Annotated in this window: 19 protein-coding genes; 7 read left to right on the top strand and 12 right to left on the bottom strand. The window is 72.0% G+C overall.

Annotated features, from left to right (window positions below; genetic code table 11):
• Positions 1 to 5: 5 nt before the first annotated feature.
• The gene (locus ACQEVZ_RS54090; protein ID WP_433383611.1) at positions 6 to 743 is read left to right on the top strand and encodes a TetR/AcrR family transcriptional regulator C-terminal domain-containing protein; all 738 of its coding nucleotides are present in this window, start codon (positions 6 to 8) and stop codon (positions 741 to 743) included.
• A gap of 90 nt (positions 744 to 833) precedes the next feature.
• Here the strand turns inward: ACQEVZ_RS54090 and ACQEVZ_RS54085 are convergent, their stop codons facing one another.
• The 9 genes from ACQEVZ_RS54085 to lysX form a co-directional block, all read right to left on the bottom strand.
• Complete coding sequence (locus tag ACQEVZ_RS54085; RefSeq protein WP_433383609.1) at positions 834 to 2,546, bottom strand: MFS transporter; 1,713 nt, start codon at positions 2,544 to 2,546, stop codon at positions 834 to 836.
• Complete coding sequence (locus ACQEVZ_RS54080; protein ID WP_344502273.1) at positions 2,543 to 2,956, bottom strand: MarR family winged helix-turn-helix transcriptional regulator; 414 nt, start codon at positions 2,954 to 2,956, stop codon at positions 2,543 to 2,545. Before ACQEVZ_RS54080 ends, ACQEVZ_RS54085 begins: the two co-directional genes overlap by 4 nt.
• A 63-nt stretch (positions 2,957 to 3,019) precedes the next feature.
• On the bottom strand, positions 3,020 to 3,409 hold the full coding sequence (locus ACQEVZ_RS54075; RefSeq protein ID WP_344502274.1) for a VOC family protein: 390 nt from the start codon (positions 3,407 to 3,409) through the stop codon (positions 3,020 to 3,022).
• 127 nt (positions 3,410 to 3,536) lie between these two features.
• Entirely contained in the window at positions 3,537 to 5,036 is a 1,500-nt protein-coding gene (locus tag ACQEVZ_RS54070) for a nucleoside hydrolase-like domain-containing protein (protein ID WP_433383606.1), read from the bottom strand.
• A 310-nt stretch (positions 5,037 to 5,346) separates the two neighbouring features.
• Entirely contained in the window at positions 5,347 to 6,051 is a 705-nt protein-coding gene (locus ACQEVZ_RS54065) for a hypothetical protein (RefSeq protein WP_433383604.1), read from the bottom strand.
• Positions 6,052 to 6,178: 127 nt separating this feature from the next.
• Entirely contained in the window at positions 6,179 to 7,354 is a 1,176-nt protein-coding gene (locus ACQEVZ_RS54060) for a cation:proton antiporter (RefSeq protein WP_344502279.1), read from the bottom strand.
• Positions 7,355 to 7,363: 9 nt separating this feature from the next.
• A complete protein-coding gene (locus ACQEVZ_RS54055; RefSeq protein WP_344502280.1) occupies positions 7,364 to 7,846 on the bottom strand; it encodes a cation:proton antiporter regulatory subunit in 483 nt (160 codons plus the stop codon).
• 34 nt (positions 7,847 to 7,880) lie between these two features.
• A complete protein-coding gene (locus tag ACQEVZ_RS54050) occupies positions 7,881 to 8,609 on the bottom strand; it encodes an IclR family transcriptional regulator (protein ID WP_433383603.1) in 729 nt (242 codons plus the stop codon).
• Between the two features lie 29 nt (positions 8,610 to 8,638).
• Positions 8,639 to 11,893: a bifunctional lysylphosphatidylglycerol synthetase/lysine--tRNA ligase LysX gene (gene lysX / locus ACQEVZ_RS54045; protein WP_433383601.1), complete on the bottom strand. Its 3,255-nt coding sequence runs from the start codon at positions 11,891 to 11,893 to the stop codon at positions 8,639 to 8,641.
• A 56-nt stretch (positions 11,894 to 11,949) separates the two neighbouring features.
• On the opposite strand from lysX, the gene ACQEVZ_RS54040 reads away from it, so the two are divergent.
• Complete coding sequence (locus tag ACQEVZ_RS54040) at positions 11,950 to 12,447, top strand: hemerythrin domain-containing protein (RefSeq protein WP_433383599.1); 498 nt, start codon at positions 11,950 to 11,952, stop codon at positions 12,445 to 12,447.
• Between the two features lie 35 nt (positions 12,448 to 12,482).
• Entirely contained in the window at positions 12,483 to 13,190 is a 708-nt protein-coding gene (locus ACQEVZ_RS54035; protein WP_433383597.1) for an SDR family NAD(P)-dependent oxidoreductase, read from the top strand.
• Here the strand turns inward: ACQEVZ_RS54035 and ACQEVZ_RS54030 are convergent.
• The gene (locus ACQEVZ_RS54030) at positions 13,179 to 13,940 is read right to left on the bottom strand and encodes a polyphosphate kinase 2 family protein (RefSeq protein ID WP_433383595.1); all 762 of its coding nucleotides are present in this window, start codon (positions 13,938 to 13,940) and stop codon (positions 13,179 to 13,181) included. The two genes, ACQEVZ_RS54035 and ACQEVZ_RS54030, sit on opposite strands and share 12 nt — an antisense overlap.
• A 105-nt stretch (positions 13,941 to 14,045) precedes the next feature.
• Between ACQEVZ_RS54030 and ACQEVZ_RS54025 the strand changes: the two genes are divergently transcribed.
• From ACQEVZ_RS54025 to ACQEVZ_RS54015, 3 genes are read left to right on the top strand one after another with little or no spacing between them, the layout of a single operon-like run.
• Positions 14,046 to 15,071, top strand: coding sequence for a lysylphosphatidylglycerol synthase transmembrane domain-containing protein (locus tag ACQEVZ_RS54025; protein ID WP_433383593.1), 1,026 nt, complete (start codon positions 14,046 to 14,048; stop codon positions 15,069 to 15,071).
• Positions 15,072 to 15,121: 50 nt separating this feature from the next.
• Positions 15,122 to 16,021, top strand: coding sequence for a DeoR/GlpR family DNA-binding transcription regulator (locus ACQEVZ_RS54020; RefSeq protein WP_433383591.1), 900 nt, complete (start codon positions 15,122 to 15,124; stop codon positions 16,019 to 16,021).
• Positions 16,018 to 16,371, top strand: a complete 354-nt coding sequence (locus tag ACQEVZ_RS54015) for a DUF4406 domain-containing protein (RefSeq protein ID WP_344502290.1) — start codon at positions 16,018 to 16,020, stop codon at positions 16,369 to 16,371. The genes ACQEVZ_RS54020 and ACQEVZ_RS54015 overlap by 4 nt, the downstream gene beginning before the upstream one ends.
• Here the strand turns inward: ACQEVZ_RS54015 and ACQEVZ_RS54010 are convergent.
• Both ACQEVZ_RS54010 and ACQEVZ_RS54005 read right to left on the bottom strand, forming a co-directional pair.
• Positions 16,349 to 16,951 carry a Uma2 family endonuclease gene (locus ACQEVZ_RS54010; RefSeq protein WP_354892840.1) on the bottom strand — a complete coding sequence of 201 codons (603 nt, stop codon included), beginning with the start codon at positions 16,949 to 16,951 and terminating at the stop codon, positions 16,349 to 16,351. The two genes, ACQEVZ_RS54015 and ACQEVZ_RS54010, sit on opposite strands and share 23 nt — an antisense overlap.
• Before the next feature lie 9 nt (positions 16,952 to 16,960).
• Complete coding sequence (locus ACQEVZ_RS54005) at positions 16,961 to 17,698, bottom strand: winged helix-turn-helix transcriptional regulator (protein ID WP_344502291.1); 738 nt, start codon at positions 17,696 to 17,698, stop codon at positions 16,961 to 16,963.
• A gap of 82 nt (positions 17,699 to 17,780) precedes the next feature.
• Here ACQEVZ_RS54005 and ACQEVZ_RS54000 point away from each other — a divergent pair, with 82 nt between their 5' ends.
• On the top strand, positions 17,781 to 18,617 hold the full coding sequence (locus tag ACQEVZ_RS54000; RefSeq protein WP_433383588.1) for a class I SAM-dependent methyltransferase: 837 nt from the start codon (positions 17,781 to 17,783) through the stop codon (positions 18,615 to 18,617).
• Positions 18,618 to 18,624: the final 7 nt, after the last annotated feature.

Genomic DNA, 18,624 nt, shown 5'->3' with positions numbered 1-18,624 from the left:
ACATTATGGATACGCCGTACGGTAGCGCGCCGCTGCCAGTCTGGGAACGGCCCGAGCCCCAGCCGCGGGCGGCGCCGGTGCCGCTGAGCCGCGCGAAGATCGCCGCCGCGGCGATCCGGCTCGCCGACGCGGACGGCCTCGAGGGGCTGTCGGTGCGCAAGATCGCCAAGGAGCTCGGCGTCGGCCCGATGCGGCTGTACGACTACGTGACCAACCGATCCGAGCTGCTCGACCTGATGGTCGACGCCGTCTACGCCCGGATCGCCGAGCCCGGCCAGGACTCCGCTCAGGAGTCAGAGTGGCGGGCCACGGTGCTGGCCATCGTCCACCGGACCCGCGCCGCCGCCCTCGAGCACGAGTGGTTCGCCGACCTGCTCGGCGCGCGGCCGCACCTGGGCCCGCACGCCCTCGCCGTGGGCGAGTCGACCGCGGCGGCGCTCGGCCAGGCCCCCGGCCTGCACGGCGTCGACGACCTCCAGCGGGCCCTGGGCGCCCTCAACGCCTTCATCGTCGGATCGCTCCGCCGCGAGATCACCGAGCGCCGCACCGCCCGCGCCACCGGCACCGACGTGTCCGCCTGGCAGGCGGCCCTCGGCCCCTACCTGACCCGCATGCTCGAAACCGGCCGCTACCCCACCGTCGCCCGCCTCGTCCACGACGGCGCCCACCTCGACGCCGGCGAGACCTTCCACCACACCCTGACCACCATCCTCGACGGCATCACCGGCCACCCCCGCACCTGACCTGTCACACCTCCGTCGCCACAGCCAGACGGGCCGGCGCCTCCCCACAGAGGCGCCGGCCCGTTTTCTGGGGTCGCTGGGTCCGTGGCGTTACTCAGCGACCGCGTTCTCCGGCCCCCGGGGGGCCTTGATGAGCGAGGCGAGGGCTCCGACGACCGACATGGCGATGGCCAGCCAGAAGACGACGACCAGGCCGTCGTGGAAGGGGCCGGAGACCAGGTGGGGGAAGAACTCGCGGCCGGTGAGGGTGGTGGCGTTCGCGGCCGGGAGCTGGGCCAGCAGCTGCGGGCCGAGCAGGGCGGCGATCGGGTTGTAGCCCAGGAAGGCGGCGAAGAGGGTGCCGACCGGCGGGAGGTTGGCGATGGTGTGCGCGGCGGAGGCCGGCACGCCCTGGGCGGTGAGGCCGGTGTCGAGGGTCGAGGGGAGGGAGCTGGAGAGGCCGGCGACCATCAGGGAGAAGAAGACGCCGATGGAGAGGACCATGCCGGCGTTCTGGAACGTGGCCCGCATGCCTGACGCGGCGCCGCGGAGGTGGGCGGGGACGCTGGACATGACGAGGCTGGTGTTGGGGGCGGCGAAGAGGCCGCCGCCGAGGCCGTTGAGGAAGACGAGGAAGGCGAAGGCCCAGTAGCTGAAGTCGGTCGGCAGGATGAGCAGGCCGCCGAACGAGAGGGCCATGACGAGCAGGCCGCAGGCGGCGAAGAGGCGCGGGCCGTACTTGTCGGAGAGGTGGCCGGCGATGGGGCCGGCGGCGAGGAAGCCGACGGTGAGCGGCAGCAGGTAGATGCCGGCCCAGAGCGGGGTCTCCTCGTAGCGGTAGCCGTGCAGCGGCAGCCAGATGCCCTGCAGCCAGATGATCAGCATGAACTGCAGGCCGCCGCGGGCGATGGAGGCGAGCAGGCCGGCGATGTTGCCGGAGGCGAACGCCCGGTTGCGGAACAGGCCGAGGGGGAACATCGGCGAGTCGACGCGGGTCTCGATCCAGGCGAAGAGGCCGAGCACGGCGACGCCGCCGATGAGACCGGCGAGCACCCACGGGTTGGTCCAGCCCTGACTGTGGCCGCCGTAGGGCTGGATGCCGTACGTGATGCCGGCGAGCAGGGCGGTGAGGCCGACGGCGAAGGTGAGGTTGCCCCACCAGTCGATGCGGCCGGGCCGGCGCACGCCGGTGTCGTGCAGCGAGCGGTACGCCCAGATGGTGCCGATCACGCCGATGGGGACGTTGACCCAGAAGATGGCGCGCCAGTTCCACTCGGCGAGGAGGCCGCCGAGGACCAGGCCGATGAAGGAGCCGGCGATGCCGGCGACGATGTTGACGCCGAGGGCCATGCCGCGCTGGGCGGCCGGGAAGGCGTCGGTGAGGATCGCGGCGGAGTTGGCCATGAGCATCGAGCCGCCGACGGCCTGCAGGACGCGCCAGCCGATCAGCCACAGGGCGCCGCCGCCGCCGTCGAACGGGTCGAGGGACAGCGCGATCGAGGTGATCGTGAACAGTGCGAAGCCGGCGTTGTAGATGCGGACGCGGCCGTACATGTCGCCGAGGCGGCCGAGGGTCACCACGAGGACGGCGCTGACGAGCATGTAGCCCATGAGCATCCACAGCAGGTAGCTGACGTTGCCGGGGCTGAGCGGGTCGAGGTGGATGCCGTTGAAGATGGCGGGCAGCGAGATGAGCACGATCGAGGAGTTGATCGTGGCGATCAGCATGCCGAGGGTGGTGTTGGACAGCGCGACCCACTTGTAGTGCGGGTGGTCGGTCCCGCCGACCAGGGCGCCGCGGAGGCCGGGAAGCGTCGAGGTCACGGTGCGAGCCTTTCCAGCGCCGGCAGCGCGGCCGCGAGCAGCGCCTGGTCGTCTGCGGACAGCGAGGACAGCAGGTCCTGCAGGTGCGCGGCGCGCACCTCCCGGCGGCGGGCGAGCAGGTCGCGGCCGGCCAGGGTGACCCGCACGAGCACGACCCGGCCGTCGGTGGGGTCGGGCGTGCGCTCGGCGAGGCCGTCACGCTCGAGGCGCTGGGCGAGCTGCGTCATCGCGGGCTGCGTGACGCCCTCCGCGGCGGCGAGCTCGGTGAGCCGGCGCGGCCCCTCCCGCTCCAGCCGGCGCAGCGTGGACGCGGCGGTCAGGCTGATGTCGTTGGGCGGGTTGCCCTGCCGGAGCAGGCTGAAGAGCCGCTCGACGGCAGTCGTCAGCCGCGCGGAGTCAACAAGGACCATGCTCCAATTTGTATCACGCACTTATAAAAGCATGTTATGTATCAGGTCACAGGAAATGGAGCATCAGGCGGATCCGCTGCCGTACGGGCGCGTGAGGATCTCCATGTTGTGTCCGCTGGGATCGTCGAAGTACACGCCCCGCCCGCCGTCGCGGTGGTTGATCTCCTGCGGCTGGTCGTGGTGCGGATCGGCGTAGTAGGCCACCCCGGCCTGCTTGATGCGGCCGAAGATGGCGTCGAACTCGGGCTCCGACACCAGGAACGCGTAGTGCTGAGCGGTGACCGGCCGGTCGCCGGTGTCGGCGAAGTCCAGGGTGACGCCGTTGCTCACCTCGACCGGGACGAACGGGCCGAAGCGCCGGCCCACCGGCACCCCCAGCATCGCCGCCAGGAAACCGGCCGATGTCTCCTTGTCGCGGGCCGCGACAATCGTGTGATTGAGCTGGACGGACATTGTGACGCCTCCCGATTCCAGCGTGATGTCTTCCGACTGTTACCCCAATGTTCCCCCGCAAAGCCGACAGGGCCGACCCAGCGACTGGGCCGGCCCTGAAAGGCCCTGAACCTGAAACCTGTTCCGCTTACTTCACCGTGACGATGACCCGCTGGTAGTGCTTGAGTGCGGGGGCGCCGTTGTCGGTGACCTCGAGGACGAGGTGGATGGTGTCACCCGGCTTGGCGTCGGCGGGGACGGTGAACGACGTGGTCGCCGTGTCCGCGCCGGAGAGCGCGACCGTGCCGGCGTAGGTGTCGGCGTCGGTGTACTCCCACCAGCGGTAGGTCAGGCTGTCGCCGTCCGGGTCCGAGCCGCGGCCGTGCAGGGTCAGCGTCTTGCCGGCCTTCGCCCGCAGGTCCAGGCCTTCGCGGACGGAGGCCGCCGGGTTGTGGTTCGCGTCGCCGTACTTCGCGGTGACGCCCCAGTCAGCCCGCGCCGCGAAGTCGTTCTGCAGGTCGGCGACCCACCGGGTCTGCGGGTACGCCCGGTCGTTCGCGCCGGTGTTCGGGTTGACGTCGGTGGTGTCGATCCAGCCGGTGGCGTTCGTGGCGAACCGGCCGCCCCAGCCGCCGTAGGTCGGGTTCTCCGACGAGCGCAGCCCGTTGAAGTCGAGCAGGTACATGAACGACGGGGAGTCGCCCTCGGAGATGAAGTCGTGCACGCCGTAGGTGAGGTTCTGCTCCGGCCGCCAGCGGTTGTTCTGGTCGTCGCCGGGGGTCGGCTTGCCGTCGCGGTAGGTGCGGTACTGCTCCAGCAGCGCGCCGTGCCCGGTCAGGAAGTTCTGCTCCATGTACGGCGCCCTGAGCGCGTACTGGTTGGCGGCCGGCACCTGGCGCGTCCAGAGGTAGGCGAAGCTCCAGAACTGGCTCTGGTTGTCGACGATCTTCATGTCGGGCCAGTTGGGCTTGATGTAGCCGTTGAGGGTCGAGTCCTGGTTCAGGATGTTGTAGATCACGACCTTCTGGCTGATCCTGCGCTGGATCTCCGGCCACCGGCGGTCGTTCTGGTACTGCTCCTGGATGGACTTCAGCGCCCGCGCGGTGGTGTTCAGGCCGCCCCACGACTGGATGTACAGCGGGCCGGGCTGGTCGTCGAGGATCACCTTCCGGATCAACTCGGAACCCTCGGTGACCTTGTCCATCTCGCTGACGTTGTCGATGTTTCCGATCTTGTACAGCGAGCGGAGCTTCGCGGGGCTCGGGTAGCCGTCCGCGTGCTTGCGCAGGTTCGGGTAGATCTGCTCGTACAGGTCGATGTAGTGGTTGAGCCACTCGGTGCCGGTCCAGCGGAACGGCTGCACGCCCGCGCCGTCGCCGGCGTAGTGGTACTGCGAGCTCGAGTAGACGATGCCCTGGATGTCGAACTCGTTCGAGTAGTACAGGAAGCGGATGAACGAGTCCATGTCGTCCACCTCGCCGTCCTGCGAGACGATGATGCGCGGCTTGGTGACCGACGAGCCCTGGGACTGCTGGCCCTGGGAGTCGCCGTCCTCGTCGGCGGCCAGGGCGGCGGTCGCGGCCGTGAGCGGCAGGGTCACTGCCAGGGCCGCGGCGACCAGGCACCTGCGGAGCGTTCGCGCTCGCATTGGCACGTTCCTTCCGGAGTCGGGCAGCCGCCATCGGCCCCCGTCGTGCTGGGGGCTGCCAGTAGGGGAGCGATCTCGCCTGAATATATATTCAGACTCGCATTTATATCGAACAGCACCGTAACTGCGCCGTAACTTGAGAGTCAAGACCTCGGGCCCGCTCGCCGCCGGGCGCCTCATGCCGGGCGTGCGGCTGCCGACGTTGGGTGCATGGTGGCTCGGGGGCGTCGGCGGTCGGCGGGCTGCGCCGCGGCCGCCGCCGGGTCGTGGACCGCCGGCCGGAGCAGCGATCCACGACCGTTCGGCCGGACTAGATGCACTTCTTGTTGTCGACGATGGTGAGACCGTCGACCAGGTTGCCGTAGCCCTCGTCGGTCGAGGCGCTCTCGACGGCCGTGAGCGTCACCCGGGTCATCGTCTGGTTGGAGCCCGTCTGGTACCAGCCGGACAGCCGCCGCCACGAGACGTCGGTCGCGGTGTTCATGTACGCGAAGGTCGAGCCGACCCCGTTGACGTTGCCGTTGTCGCTCTTCGGCGTGCGGCCGAAGTGGATCTGGGTGGCGTCGACGTCCTTGGCGCCGGAGGTGTCCCGGGCCCGGATCCAGAAGGACCAGTAGATCTTCGAGTTGGGCCTGGTCTTGATGTCCTGGTAGATCGAGTTGCCGGAGCCGGTCGCGTTGAGCTCGGCGAACTGGCTGCCGAAGCGGGCCGGCACGCCGTCCATGCCGCTCTTCCAGATCTCGATCTGGCCCTGCGGGTCGTCGGTGCGCCAGCCCGGCACGTCGTCCTCGTCGAACAGCATCCAGTCCGCGCCCTTGACCTTCGGCGCCTCGAAGCCGCCGTCGGTCGTCAGCTCCTTGCAGGCGGCCGACGGCGCCTTCTTCGACGTGGTGGTGGCGTTGCCGAACCCGCCGGGGCCGCCGGCGCCCGCGGCCGACGCCGGCGGCGCGCCGACGAGCGTCGCGAGCAGTGCGGCGGCGCCGACCGCGGGCAGCAGCTTGGTGTGCTTGAGCATGGTGATTCCCCCTGTCCGCCACGGCAGCGTTGCCGTGGCAACCTCCGCCGCAGAGCCAAACACGCTGACCTGGGCAAAGGCGGACAGTTAAGGGAAATTCCGTATTTCGGGCAGACTTGTCGAGCCGTTATGTGGTCGCCGGTCGCTTGCGCTTGCGCAGGTAGAGCCGTGCGAGGGGCTCCGCCGCGCGGGCCGCGAGCGGCCCCAGGATCGCCAGGATGAGCACGTACGCGGCGGCGAGCGGCCCGAGCTTCGCGTTGGTGCCGGCCGCGACCGCGAGCCCCGCGATGACGATGTTGAACTCGCCGTGCGGCAGCAGCGCGGCGCCGGCCCGGATCCGGCCGGTGATCGCCACCCCGGCCCGCCGGGCCGCGATCCACCCGGTCGCCATCTTCGACACGATCCCGGCGAGCGCGAGCAGCGCCGCGACGCCGAGCACCGGCGGCAGCGCCCGCGGGTCGGTCTGCAGGCCGAAGAAGACGAAGAACACGGCCGCGAACAGGTCCCGCAGCGGCGTCAGCAGCTCCCGCGCGGTGTGCGCCAGGGGCCCGGACAGCGCGATGCCGACGAGGAACGCCCCGACGGCCGCGGACACCTGCAGCAGCTCGGCCACGCCCGCGACGAGCACGGTCAGGCCGAGCACCTTGAGCAGCAGCACCTCGTCGCTGTCGGAGGCGACGAACCGCTCCACGATGTGCCCGAAGCGCAGCGCGACGAGGAGGATGGCGCTGATCGTGGCGGCGGCGATGGCGAGGGTCGCGGTGCCGCCGAGCAGGCCGACGCCGGCCAGCAGCGCGGTCAGGATCGGCAGGTACAGCGCCATCATCAGGTCCTCGAAGACCAGCAGCGACAGCACGACCGGGGTCTCGCGGTTGCCGAGCCAGCCGAGGTCGGACAGGATCTTCGCGGTGATGCCGGAGGACGTCACGTACGTGATGCCGCCCATCGCGACCGCGGCGACCGGACCCCAGCCGAGGATGAGCGCGGCCGCGACGCCCGGCGCGGCGTTGAGCACGAGGTCGATGAGCCCGGCGGGTGCGGAGGAGCGCAGGGTGCCGACGAGCTCCGGCGCGGTGTACTCCAGGCCGAGCGTGAACAGCAGCAGGATGACGCCGATCTCCGCGCCGGCGGAGATGAACTCGGTGCTGGTGGTCAGCGGCAGCACGCCGCCGGCGCCGAACGCGAGACCGGCCAGCAGGTACAGCGGGATTGGGGAGATCGAGAACCGCAGGGACAGGGCGCCGAGCAGGCCCAGCGCGAGGATGACGGCACCGAGCTCGATGAGGATCGTGTCGTGGTGCACGGGCGGCCCCTATCCGTCCGTGAGGAGCGTCGCGACGCCCTCGGTGCCGGCGGCGGTGCCCACCACGACGATCGTGTCGCCGGCGACCAGGCCGAAGTCGGGTCGCGGGCTCGTGTGCACGGTCCCGCCGCGCAGCACGGCGACGATCGAGGCGCCGGTGCGGGTGCGGGCCTGCGTGTCGCCGAGGGTGCGGCCGTCGTACGGCGAGCCCGGCGCCAGCACCAGCTGCTCGGTGACGAGGCCGGTCACCTGCCGCTGCAGCTCGGCGAGGTGCTCCACGATCCGCGCGGTGCCGAGGTATTCGGCGACCGTGTTGGACTCCTCCGCGGACAGGGCCACGGAGACCACGCTGGTATCGGGGTCTTCCTTGTCGTAGATGACGAGGTCACGCCGCCCGCTGCGGTGGGAGACGATGCCGATCCGGCGGCCACGTGCGGTGGTCACCACGTGGCTCGTGCCGATGCCGGGGAGGTCGGTGCGCTCGACGTTCATACCCCATGGTATCGGAATTGGATCTATGTCAGCGTCAGCGGCGCAACGCCTCGCCGAGCTCTTCGGTGGTGCGGACCAGATTGGCGGCGATCTCGACGGCGTGGTCGTCGGTGAGCCGGGCGAGCGGCACGGCCACGCTGATCGCGTCGGTGGTGCCGGGCACGGCCGCCGCGACGCAGCCGACCCCCGGCTGGAACTGGCCGCGTTCGTAGGCCCATCCGCGCGCCCTGGTCTCGGCCAGCTCCTCGAACAGCGTCGCCCGGTCGGCGACGGACTCGCTGGTGTGGGCCTCGAACCCGAGATCCAGCAGCGCGACGACCCGCTCCCGGGGCAGCTCGGCGAGGATCGCCTTGCCGCTGGCGGAGGCGTATGCGGGCATCCGCCGGCCGACGGCGGAGCCGGCCGTGTCCTGCGCCGGCTCCCGGCTCGCGATGCAGACGATGCCGGGCGGGTCGAGACGCACCAGGCGCACCGCCTCGTCGAGCCGGTCCCGCAGCTGCGTCAGCAGCGGCGCCGCGAGCCGGACGGTGCGGTCGGCCAGCAGATAGGCGCTGCCCGGTCGCAGCGCCACCACGCCGATGGCGTAGCTGTCGTCGGGCTCGGCGACGACCCAGCCGCGGTCCACGAGCTTGCGGAGCCGGCCCCGGAGCACGCCTTCGGGCAGCCCGAGCTGGCGCAGGAGCGACTCGAAGGTCACCCGGTCGGTGGCGGCGGACAGACGCTCGAGCACGTCGAGGGTCGGGCTATCGTCAGTGACGCGCATTAGAACCGCACTTCCCCGTGGGGCGAGACTTAAACATTCCGGCCTGAACTTTTCTTCACGAGTGGGAACGGCAAGGTCTCGCGGATCGTCCGGCCGGTCAGCATCATGATGAGCCGGTCGACGCCGAGGCCCAGCCCGCCGCTCGGCGGCATCGCGAACTCGAACGCGTCCAGGAAGTCCTCGTCCAGCGACATCGCCTCCGGGTCGCCGGCCGCCGCCCGCAGCGACTGGGCCGTGAGCCGGGCGCGCAGCTCGACGGGGTCGACGAGCTCGGTGTACGCCGTGCCGAGCTCCATCCCGAACGCGACCAGGTCCCAGCGCTCGGCGAGGCGCGGGTCGTCGCGGTGCTGGCGGGTCAGCGGCGACACGTCGACGGGGAAGTCCGTGTAGAACGTGGGCCGGACCGTGGCGCCCTCGACCAGATGCTCGTAGAGCTCGAGGACGATCTGCCCGTGGGTCCACCCCTCCTGCCACCCGACACCGTGCCGGTCGGCGATCGCCCGCAGGTCGTCGACGGAGGCGTCCGGCGTGACCGTCGCGCCCGCCGCCCGGGAGACCGCCTCGTACACCGGCACCACCGGCCACTCGTCGCGCAGGTCGACGACCTCGTCGCCGCGGGTGAGCACGCACCCGGGGCCCGCCTCGGCGGCGGCGAGGATCAGCGAGCGGGCCAGGTCGCGCATCGTGGTGTAGTCGCCGTACGCCTCGTAGGCCTCCAGCATCGTGAACTCGGGGTTGTGGGTGGCGTCGACACCCTCGTTGCGGAAGTTGCGGCCGATCTCGAAGACCCGCTCGACCCCGCCGACGGCGAGGCGCTTGAGGTACAGCTCGGGCGCGATCCGCAGGAAGAGCGGCATGTCGTAGGCGTTGGAGTGGGTCACGAACGGCCGGGCGTTGGCGCCGCCGTGCACCCGTTGCAGCACCGGCGTCTCCACCTCGACGAAGTCGCGGGCGTGCAGGGCGGCGCGCAGCGCGAAGCCGACCGCGGAGCGCAGCCGCACCATGTCACGGGGCGTCGAGTTGACGATCAGGTCGACGTGCCGCTGCCGGACCAGCGCCTCCGGGTCCGCGAGCCCGCGGTGCTTGTCCGGCAGGGGGCGCAGGCACTTGGCCGTCAGGCACCAACGGTCCGCCATGACCGACAGCTCGCCGCGTTTCGTCGTGCCGACGACGCCGCCGACACCGACGTGGTCGCCGAGGTCGACCGTGGCCGCGAACGACGGGTCGCCGCTGACCATGACCTGCAGGTCGCCGGACCAGTCGCGCAGGGTGGCGAAGCACAGGGCGCCGTAGTCGCGCAGCCGCACCACCCGCCCGGCGACGCTGACCCGCTCACCGGTGCTGACGTCGGGCGCGAGGCCTGGGTGCGCCGCCCGGATCGCGGCGATCTCGTGGGTGCGGGCGAACCCCGGCGGATACGGGTCGACACCGTCCCGGCGCAGCGCCTCGAGCTTGGCGAGCCGGACCCTGACCTGCTCCGGCCGCCGGTCCTGGACGGCGGGGGCGGGCTCGACCTCGATCAGCGCCCGCGGCGCCTCGCTGGAGACCGGCGTGCCCCGCCGCAGCAGGGTGCGCAGGTTGGGCACGACCAGGAACCCCTCGGCCGCCGCCGACGCGAGGCCGACCTTCGCGAGGTCCCGGACGTCCTCGAAGCACAGGAACCGCGGCAGCCACTGCGGGTTGTACTTCACGTTGGAGCGGTACAACGACTCCAGCTGGAACCAGCGGGACGCGAACAGCAGCAGCGTCCGCCACAGCCGCAGCACCGGCCCCGCGCCGATCCGCGCCCCCTCCTCGAACACGGCCCGGAACACGGCGAAGTTCAGCGACACCCGCTCGACACCGAGGCGCGGCGCCTCCCGCATCAGCGTCGCCACCATGTGCTCGACCAGACCGTTGTCGCTGGCCCGGTCGCGGCGCATGAGATCGAGGGACAGCCCGTCGGCGCCCCACGGCGTGAACGACAGCAGCGCCACCTCCCGGCCGTCGCGGTTGTGCGCCTCGACGAGCACGCACTGGCCGTCGTTGGGGTCGCCGAGCCGGCCGAGCGCCATCGAGAAGCCGCGCTCGGTCTCCGTGTCGCGCCAGCGGGCGGCGAGCTCGATGATCCGCGCCATCTCCTGCGCGCCGATGTCGGCGTGCCGGCGGATCCGCACCGTGTAACCGGCCCGCTCGACCCGGTGCACCGCCTGGCGGACCTGCCGCAGCCGCGGCGCCTCGAGGTCGAAGTCGCGCACGTGCAGGACCGCCTCGTCGCCGAGCTGGATGACGCGCAGCCCGGCGCGGGCGTACGCGGTCGCGCCCTCCTCGCTCGCGCCCATCACCGCCGGGGTCCACGCGTAGTCGCGGGCCTCCCGCAGCCACGCCTCGATCGCCGGTGGCCACGCGTCGGGCTCGCCGAGCGGGTCGCCGCTGGCGAGGGAGACGCCGAAGACCACCCGGTACGTGACCGCGGCGCGCCCGGTGGGGGAGAACACGACCTCCTTGTCCCGGCGGGTCGCGAAGTAGCCGAGCGAGTCGCGGCGGCCGTGCGCGGCGAGCAGCTGCCGGACGCGCCGCTCCTCGTCGGCGTCCAGCGACGCGGTGGCCCGCTGCGAGCGCAGCAGCGCGAACAGGGCGGCGAACAGGGCGATCGCGCCGAACGCGCCGAGGATCAGGTTGACCCAGCCGGGGGCCCGGCCGTGCAGCCCCACGTCGAAGCCGAACGCTCCACCGAGGACGGTCTTGCCGCTGTACGCGAGGCGCCCCGCCCCCGGCCCGAGCGAACCCGGGAACAGCTCGACCAGCCCCCAGCCGAGCAGTGTGAACACGCTGATCAGCACGCCGAGGGTCGCGAGGGCCTTCGGCAGGCTGGCCCGCTGGACGCGGGCGGAGAACCCGCCACGGGCCAGCCACAGCAGCGCCAGCAGCACGGAGGTGATGACGGCGTTGGCCAGGCCGGCTGCCGCGCCGTGCCACGGCAGCCGCAGCTCCCGCGCCTCCTCGCCGCGCTCGGCGCCGCCGAGCAGCACGAACACGTCGAACAGCAGCTGCGCGCCGAGGAACAGCGCCAGGATCCAGTAGATGACGCGCTTGCGGTTGTGCACGGCGGCGGCGAGGGTCGCCAGGATCGCGGCGTAGCCGAGGTTCGCGGGCGCCGGCAGCAGCAGCGCGTCGACGGTGACCCGCACGGGGTGGACCCGCGACCCGAGCGCCGCGGAGACCGCGGCGACGGCGCACAGGACGGCCACGGCCAGCAGCCCGCCGGCGAACCAGTCGGGAAGTCTCGCGCGCAGCGTGTTCATCGGGACATCATGACGGAGCACGTTTCGGATATCGCCCTGTGGGTGATGATGCGGGCATGGAGGACATTACCGCGCTCATCCTGGACGACCACCACGCGTTCCGCCGCGGCTTCGCCCGCCTCGACGACGCCCGCGGCGAGGAGCAGCTCACCGCCGTGTGGGAGTCCCTGGCCCTGCACCTGGAGATCCACGCCGAGGCGGAGGAGCGGATCCTGTACCCGCACCTGCTCAAGCGCTCCGACGACGCCGACGAGGAGACCGACGACGCGATCCGGGACCACAACAAGATCCGGGACGCGATCGAGGCGGCCCGCTCCCAGGCGGTCGGCTCCGACGGCTGGTGGAAGGCGGTGTGGGAGGCCCGCACCGAGAACAGCGAGCACCTCGCCGAGGAGGAGGACGAGGTGCTGCCCGACTTCCGCAAGCACGCCGGCATGGACCTGCGGGTGTCGCTCGGCGCGCAGTGGCTCACGTTCTACGGCGAGCACCCGAGCGGCAAGGGCCTCACGTTCCGCGACAAGGACCCGCAGCAGTACATCCGCGACAACGGCTAGGCATATCGGGTGCGTCGCGGGGGACCTACCCGCGCATGACAACTGTGCTGATCACCGGTGGTCTCACCGGCATCGGACGGGCCACCGCTGAGGCGTTCGTGGGCCAGGGCGCGGACGTGGTGGTCGCCGGCCGCCACGACGCCGACCTGCCCGCCGGCGCCGTCTTCATGCACGCCGACGTGCGCCGCGAGGATGACGTCCGCCAGCTGGTCGACGACACCGTCACGCGCTTCGGCTCCCTCGACGTCGCGGTCAACAACGCCGGCACCGAGGGCACCCCGGGTGCCGTGGTGGAGCAGACCGCCGACACCTACGCCGCGACCTTCGACACCAACGTGCTCGGCACCCTGCTGAGCATGAAGCACGAGCTGCGGGCCATGGCCGAGCAGGGCCACGGCAGCATCGTCAACGTCTCGTCGGTGCTCGGCCACCAGGGCGCGCCCGGCTCGGCCGTCTACGTCGCCAGCAAGCACGCGGTCGACGGGCTCACCCGCTCGGCGGCCCTGGAGGCGGCCGGCACCGGCATCCGGGTCAACGCCGTCGCGCCGGGGCCCGTCCAGACGCCGATGCTGCAGCGGTACGAGACCTCCACCGGCTCGTCCGATCTGGTGGCAGGCGTCCCGCTCGGCCGGCCCGCCACCCCCGACGAGATCGCGAAGGCCGTGCTGTTCCTCGGCTCCGAGGCGTCCAGCTTCATGACCGGCGAGGTGATGTACGTCGACGGCGGCGCGTCAGCCCGGTAGTTCGAGCCCATGGCGGTCCAGGGCCTCCTCGACCGCGGCGCACACCTGCTCCACCACGAGCACCCGGGCCGTGGGCTTGTCGTTGCCGGGGATGACGTGCCACGGCCCGGCCGGGTGGTCGGTGCGGGCCAGCATGTCCTCCACCGCCTGCTTGTACGCGGGCCGCTTCTCCCGGTTGCGCCAGTCCTCGTCGGTGAGCTTCCATGAGCGCAGCGGGTCGTCGCGCCGGCTCTGGAAGCGGCGCAGCTGCTCCTTGCCCGAGATGTGCATCCAGAACTTCACGATGACCATGCCCTCGGCGGCGAGCGTCCGCTCGAACTCGACGATCTCGTCGTAGGCGCGGCTCCACTGCTCCTCGGTCGCGAACTGCTCGACGCGTTCGACGAGGACCCGGCCATACCAGGACCGGTCCAGGACCGTCATCCCGCCCCAGCCCGGCAGCGCCGGCCAGAACCGCCACAGGAAGTGGTGCCGCTTCTCGTCGTACGTCGGCGCCGCGAACTGCGCCACCCGCACGTGCCGCGGGTCGAGGTGGTCGACGAGCCGCTTGATCGAGCCGCCCTTGCCGGAGGCGTCCCAGCCCTCGAACACCACGCACAGCGGCGGTCCGAGCCGCGCCTTGTCGCCACCGATCTGCCCGCCGAGCGTCAGCCGGAGCCGCAGCAGCCGCTCCTGGGCCGCCGCGAGCCGGAGGCCCGCCTCCGATTTGGGCAACGTGTCGTGGAGGTCGACCTTCGACAGGCGCTTCATGGCCTCCAGCCTCGCATGGGTTCACCCTCTGTGCGTGACGAGCGCAACGCACTTCCTGTCGCCCATGTGGCCGCGCCGCAACCAAAGGATGGGACAGTTCTCGGTATGAGCACGAAGCGGGCGCTGCGGATCGCCGCGCTGCTCGTCGTGCTGGGTGTGGCCACGGTCACGCTCAAGGACAAACTGCCCGACCCGGACCAGATCGCCGACACCATCGCCTCCGCGAGCCCCTGGTGGCTGGTCCTCGCCGCGGTGGCCGAGCTGGTCTCCCTGCGGCACTTCGCCCTCCAGCAGCGCCGCCTCCTCGCCGGTTTCGGGGTGCGGATGTCGGTGCCCCGGGCCGTCGCGGTCACCTTCACCCGCTCCGCGATCTCCTTCAGCCTGCCGGCCGGGTCCGCCGTGTCCGCGGGCTTCGCGTTCCGCCAGTTCCGCACCGCCGGCGCCACCCGCCGCACCGCCGGTGCCGTGGCCGTCCTGTCGTCCCTGCTGTCCGGTCTGGCGCTGCTGCTCATGTACGGCGCCGTCGTCCTCGTCCCGCACGGCGGCGTCACCGGCACCGGCCACACGCTCGGGCTGGTCCTCACCCTGCTGGCCGGCGCCACCGTGGTGTTCGGCCTGGACTTCCTGCTCTTCCGCGGCCCGCTGCCGCCCGCGCCCGCGCTCGACGAGGAGCCGGCCGGCCGGGCGCCCGGCGGCCTGGTCGCGCGGGCCAGGGCGGCGGTCGCGCGCACCGTCGCCGACCTGCGCCGCCTGCCGCCCCGCTCCTGGGTGGTGTCGCTGGTGCACGCCACCGTCAACTGGGGCCTGGACTTCGCCTGCCTGGCCGCGACGGCCGCCGCGTTCGGCATCGACGTCAGCGTGGTCGCGCTGGCCACGGTGTACCTGACGGTGCAGCTGGTCCGGCAGGTGCCGATCAGCCCCGGCGGCATCGGCGTGGTGGAGGTCGCCCTGCTGGCCGGCCTGGTCTCGGCGGGCGCGCCGCAGGGCCCGGCCGCCGCCGCGATGCTCGTCTACCGGCTGCTGTCCTGCTGGATCATCATCCCGCTCGGCGCTCTCACGTACACCGTCCTCCGCCGCCGCCCGGCGCCGGAGCCGTCCAAGGCCCCGCGCCAGCCGACCCCGGTCGCGTAAACCTCACACAGATCTTTCAAACTTCACAACGTCCTGTTAGATTCGGTACCGTGCCCGCACCGGATCGACTCGACCTCACCCTGCGCCTCGTCCGCGGCAGCGGCCGGCTGACTCTGGCCGAGCTCGCCACCCGCCTCGGCGTCTCGGAGATGACCGTCCGCCGCGACCTCGACCAGCTGCAGGAGCAGGGCCTGGTCCGCCGGGTCCGCGGCGGCGCCGTCGCCCTGGACGTCCCGGCGGACGAGGCGGGCTTCGACGTCCGCGCCCAGTGGCGGTCGGCGACGAAGGCCCGCCTCGCCGCGGCCACCGCCGACCTGATCGGCCCCGGCGGCACCGTCCTGCTCGACGCCGGCACCACCACCGCCGCGGTGGCCGCCGCCCTGGCCGCCCGCTTCGGCGCCGCCCCTTCCCCCGCGGGGCCGCTGACGGTGGCGGTGCTCAGCCTGCAGGCGGCGGTGCGGCTGGCCGACCAGCCCGGCATCAGGCTGCTCATCCTGGGCGGCGAGTCCCGCGCGGGGGAGCGCAGCCTGGTCGGCCCGCTCGCCCTGAGCGCCCTGGACCAGTTGCGCTTCGACACGTTCATCATGTCGATCGGCGCGGTCCATCACGACCTGGGCTGGTCCGAGTTCGACCTGGACGACGCCGCTGTGAAGCGCGCCGCCCTGCGCCGCGCCGGCCGGACCGTCGTGGTCGCCGACGCCAGCAAGCTGGGCGTCCAGGCGTTCGCCCGGGTCGCCCCCCTCTCCGCCGCCGACATCTTCGTCACGTCCACCGCACCCTCACCGGTCGCCGCTTCCAGCAGCGCCATCGGGGCAGGCGGTTCTTCTGGCAACGCCACATCTGACGGCGACGCCGCCGCGACGGATGCCGCGGCCGAGACGCTCGCAGCGCTGCGGGCGGCCGGCGTCGACGTCGTCACCACCGACAACCCTGAGGAGTTCCCGTCATGATGATCCTGGTAGCCGGCCCGTACCGCTCGGGCACCGGCGACGACCCCACCAAGCTCCAGGCCAACGTCGACGCCATGAACGACGCCGCCGTCACCCTCTTCCGCGCCGGCCACCTCCCGGTCACCGGCGAGGCCCTGGCCCTGCCCCTCATCGAGCGCGCGGGCTCCGCCACCGTCGGCGACCCCGTCTTCGACGAGATCTTCCACCCGATCTCCGCCCGCCTCCTCACCCACTGCGACGCCGTCCTGCGCATCGGCGGCCCCTCCACCGGCGCCGACGAGATGGTCGCCCAGGCCCGCACCGAGGGCAAACCCGTCTACACCACCATCACCGAGGTCCCCGCGGCATGACCCCCGACCGCTGGGCCGGCCCGAGCCGGACCGCTCGCCCCCGACCCCACGGCAACAGGGCAGCGGGGTCGAGGGTGACCGCCAAGGGCTCGGTCAGCGTGAGCGCCTCGCCCGGTCCCGCCTTCGCGCCCTCGACATAGCGGCCGCCGTCGAGCCGGTGCAGCCTGAGCGTCACCGCGCCCGGCGGCTCCTGCTCGACGAGGAGATACCAGGCGATGCCCGCCTCCGCGTAGCACCGCATCTTGACCACGAGGTCCGACTGGGCGTTGTCACGTGCCACGACCTCGGCGACAAGGGTCAGCTGCCAGGCCTCCAGCACCTGCTCGTCATCGTCAGCCGGGTCCGCCACGATCACATCGGGGATGACGATCCGGCCGGGGCGCAGCCGGACGTTCACTCCCTTCAGCGCGAGCAGGCCGGCTGCCTCGGCCGGACCGTCGAGCGCGCTCGCCAGCAGTGAAGACACCCGCTGGTGACTGTTGCTCAGCAAGGGGCCCGTCACCAACCTTCCGTCGAGGAGCTCCACCCGGCCCAGGGTCGGATCGAGTGCGAGGAACTCCTCTTCCGAGAGTATCGTCATCATATCATCTTATGCCGACAGCTCCTCGGGAGTGAGCGGTGCGGCGGGGAGGCCCACGGGGCGGGCGGGGCGCTCCAGGCGGGGGACGGCGGCGAAGGAGATGAGCTTGAACCAGGCGGGCACGTCGCGGCGCAGGTCGGGCGGGCCCTGGATGGTGACGGCGCCGGAGCGCAGGGCGTCGGACCAGTCCAGGTCGCCGAGCCAGACCTCGACCATGCTGCGCAGGTCGGCGGTCACGTGCACGGCCACGTCGAAGCCGGGGTCGGCGTCGCACACGTCCGCTTCGGTGGGGGTGAGGACGAGCCACCAGTTGCGCAGGGAGGCGGCGACGGCCGGGAACTCGAACTGGATGACGGTCCGGCCGGAGGGGAGGGCGTCGTGGTCGACCCGGCGGTGCATGTCCCACAGCAGGATCTTCGGGTCGAGGTCCTGGTCGCCGAGGTGGCCGATCCAGCGGATGCCCCACTCGCCGAGCGCGGCGACGATCGGGGCGAGCTCCTGGCCCGCGGGGGTGAGGCGGTAGCGGACCTCGACGCCTGACTTGTGGCGTTCGGCGATGCCGGCGGCGACCAGGTGCTGGAGGCGCTTCGACAGCAGTGTCGGGGACATGCGGGGCAGGCCGCGGCGCAGGTCGTTGAAGTGCCGGTCGCCGCCGACGAGCTCGCGGACGACGAGCAGGGTCCAGCGCTCGTCGAGCAGCTCCATGGTCTTGGCCACCGGGCAGAACTGGTAGTACGACGCTCCCATGTGCGCACCGTAATGTCGGCTCGGCGACTAGTACAGATCCTGTACTGGTGACGCCCCGGCGGCGATTCCTACGGTCGAAGACATGCAGATCACAGACATGACCGCCGACCAGCCGTTGAAGAGCAAGCACCGGGCGATGTGGGCGACGGGCGACTACGCGGCGGTCGCCGCGGACGTCATCCCGGCGCTCGGGCCCGTCCTTTCCGAGGCCGTGGCCGCCGGGCCGGGGCAGCGGATTCTCGATGTGGCCGCGGGTTCGGGCAACGCGGCGATCCCGGCCGCGCGGGCCGGCGCCGACGTGGTCGCCACCGACCTCACCCCCGAGCTGCTGGAGACCGGCGAGGAGCTGGCCGGCCGGCACGGCGTCACCCTCGAATGGCAGGCCGCCGACGCGGAGGCGCTGCCGTTCGCGGCGGGCGCGTTCGACACCGTGATGTCGTGCGTCGGGGTCATGTTCGCCCCGCACCACCAGGTGTGCGCCGACGAGATCGTCCGCGTGCTGCGGCCGGGCGGGTCGATCGGGCTGATCAACTGGACGCCGCAGGGCTTCATCGGGCAGATGTTCGCGACGATGAAGCCCTACGCGCCGCCCCCGCCGTCCGGCGCCCAGCCGCCGCCGCTGTGGGGCGACGAGGCCCACGTCCGTGCCCTGTTCGGCGACCGCGTCACCGACGTCGTGGCACAGCGGCGGATGCTGCCCGTGACCGTGTTCCCGACCGCGGAGGCGTTCCTGGAGTTCTTCAAGCGCACGTACGGCCCGACGATCGCCGTCTACGCCGCGAACTCCGGCGACCCGGCGGCGCTCGCGGCGCTGGACGAGGCCCTGCTGGACCTGGCCCGGCGCCACGACCTCGGCGGCGGCGCGATGGAGTGGGAGTACCTGCTGTTCACCGCCCGCACCGGGGCGGCCGGCGAGTAGCCCCCGG

Source organism: Dactylosporangium sp. CA-152071 (assembly GCF_050936335.1).
GTDB classification, from domain to species: Bacteria; Actinomycetota; Actinomycetes; order Mycobacteriales; family Micromonosporaceae; genus Dactylosporangium; species Dactylosporangium maewongense.
The sequence above is the reverse complement of the archived record's forward strand: the minus strand, read 5'-3'. Positions and strand labels throughout refer to the sequence as shown.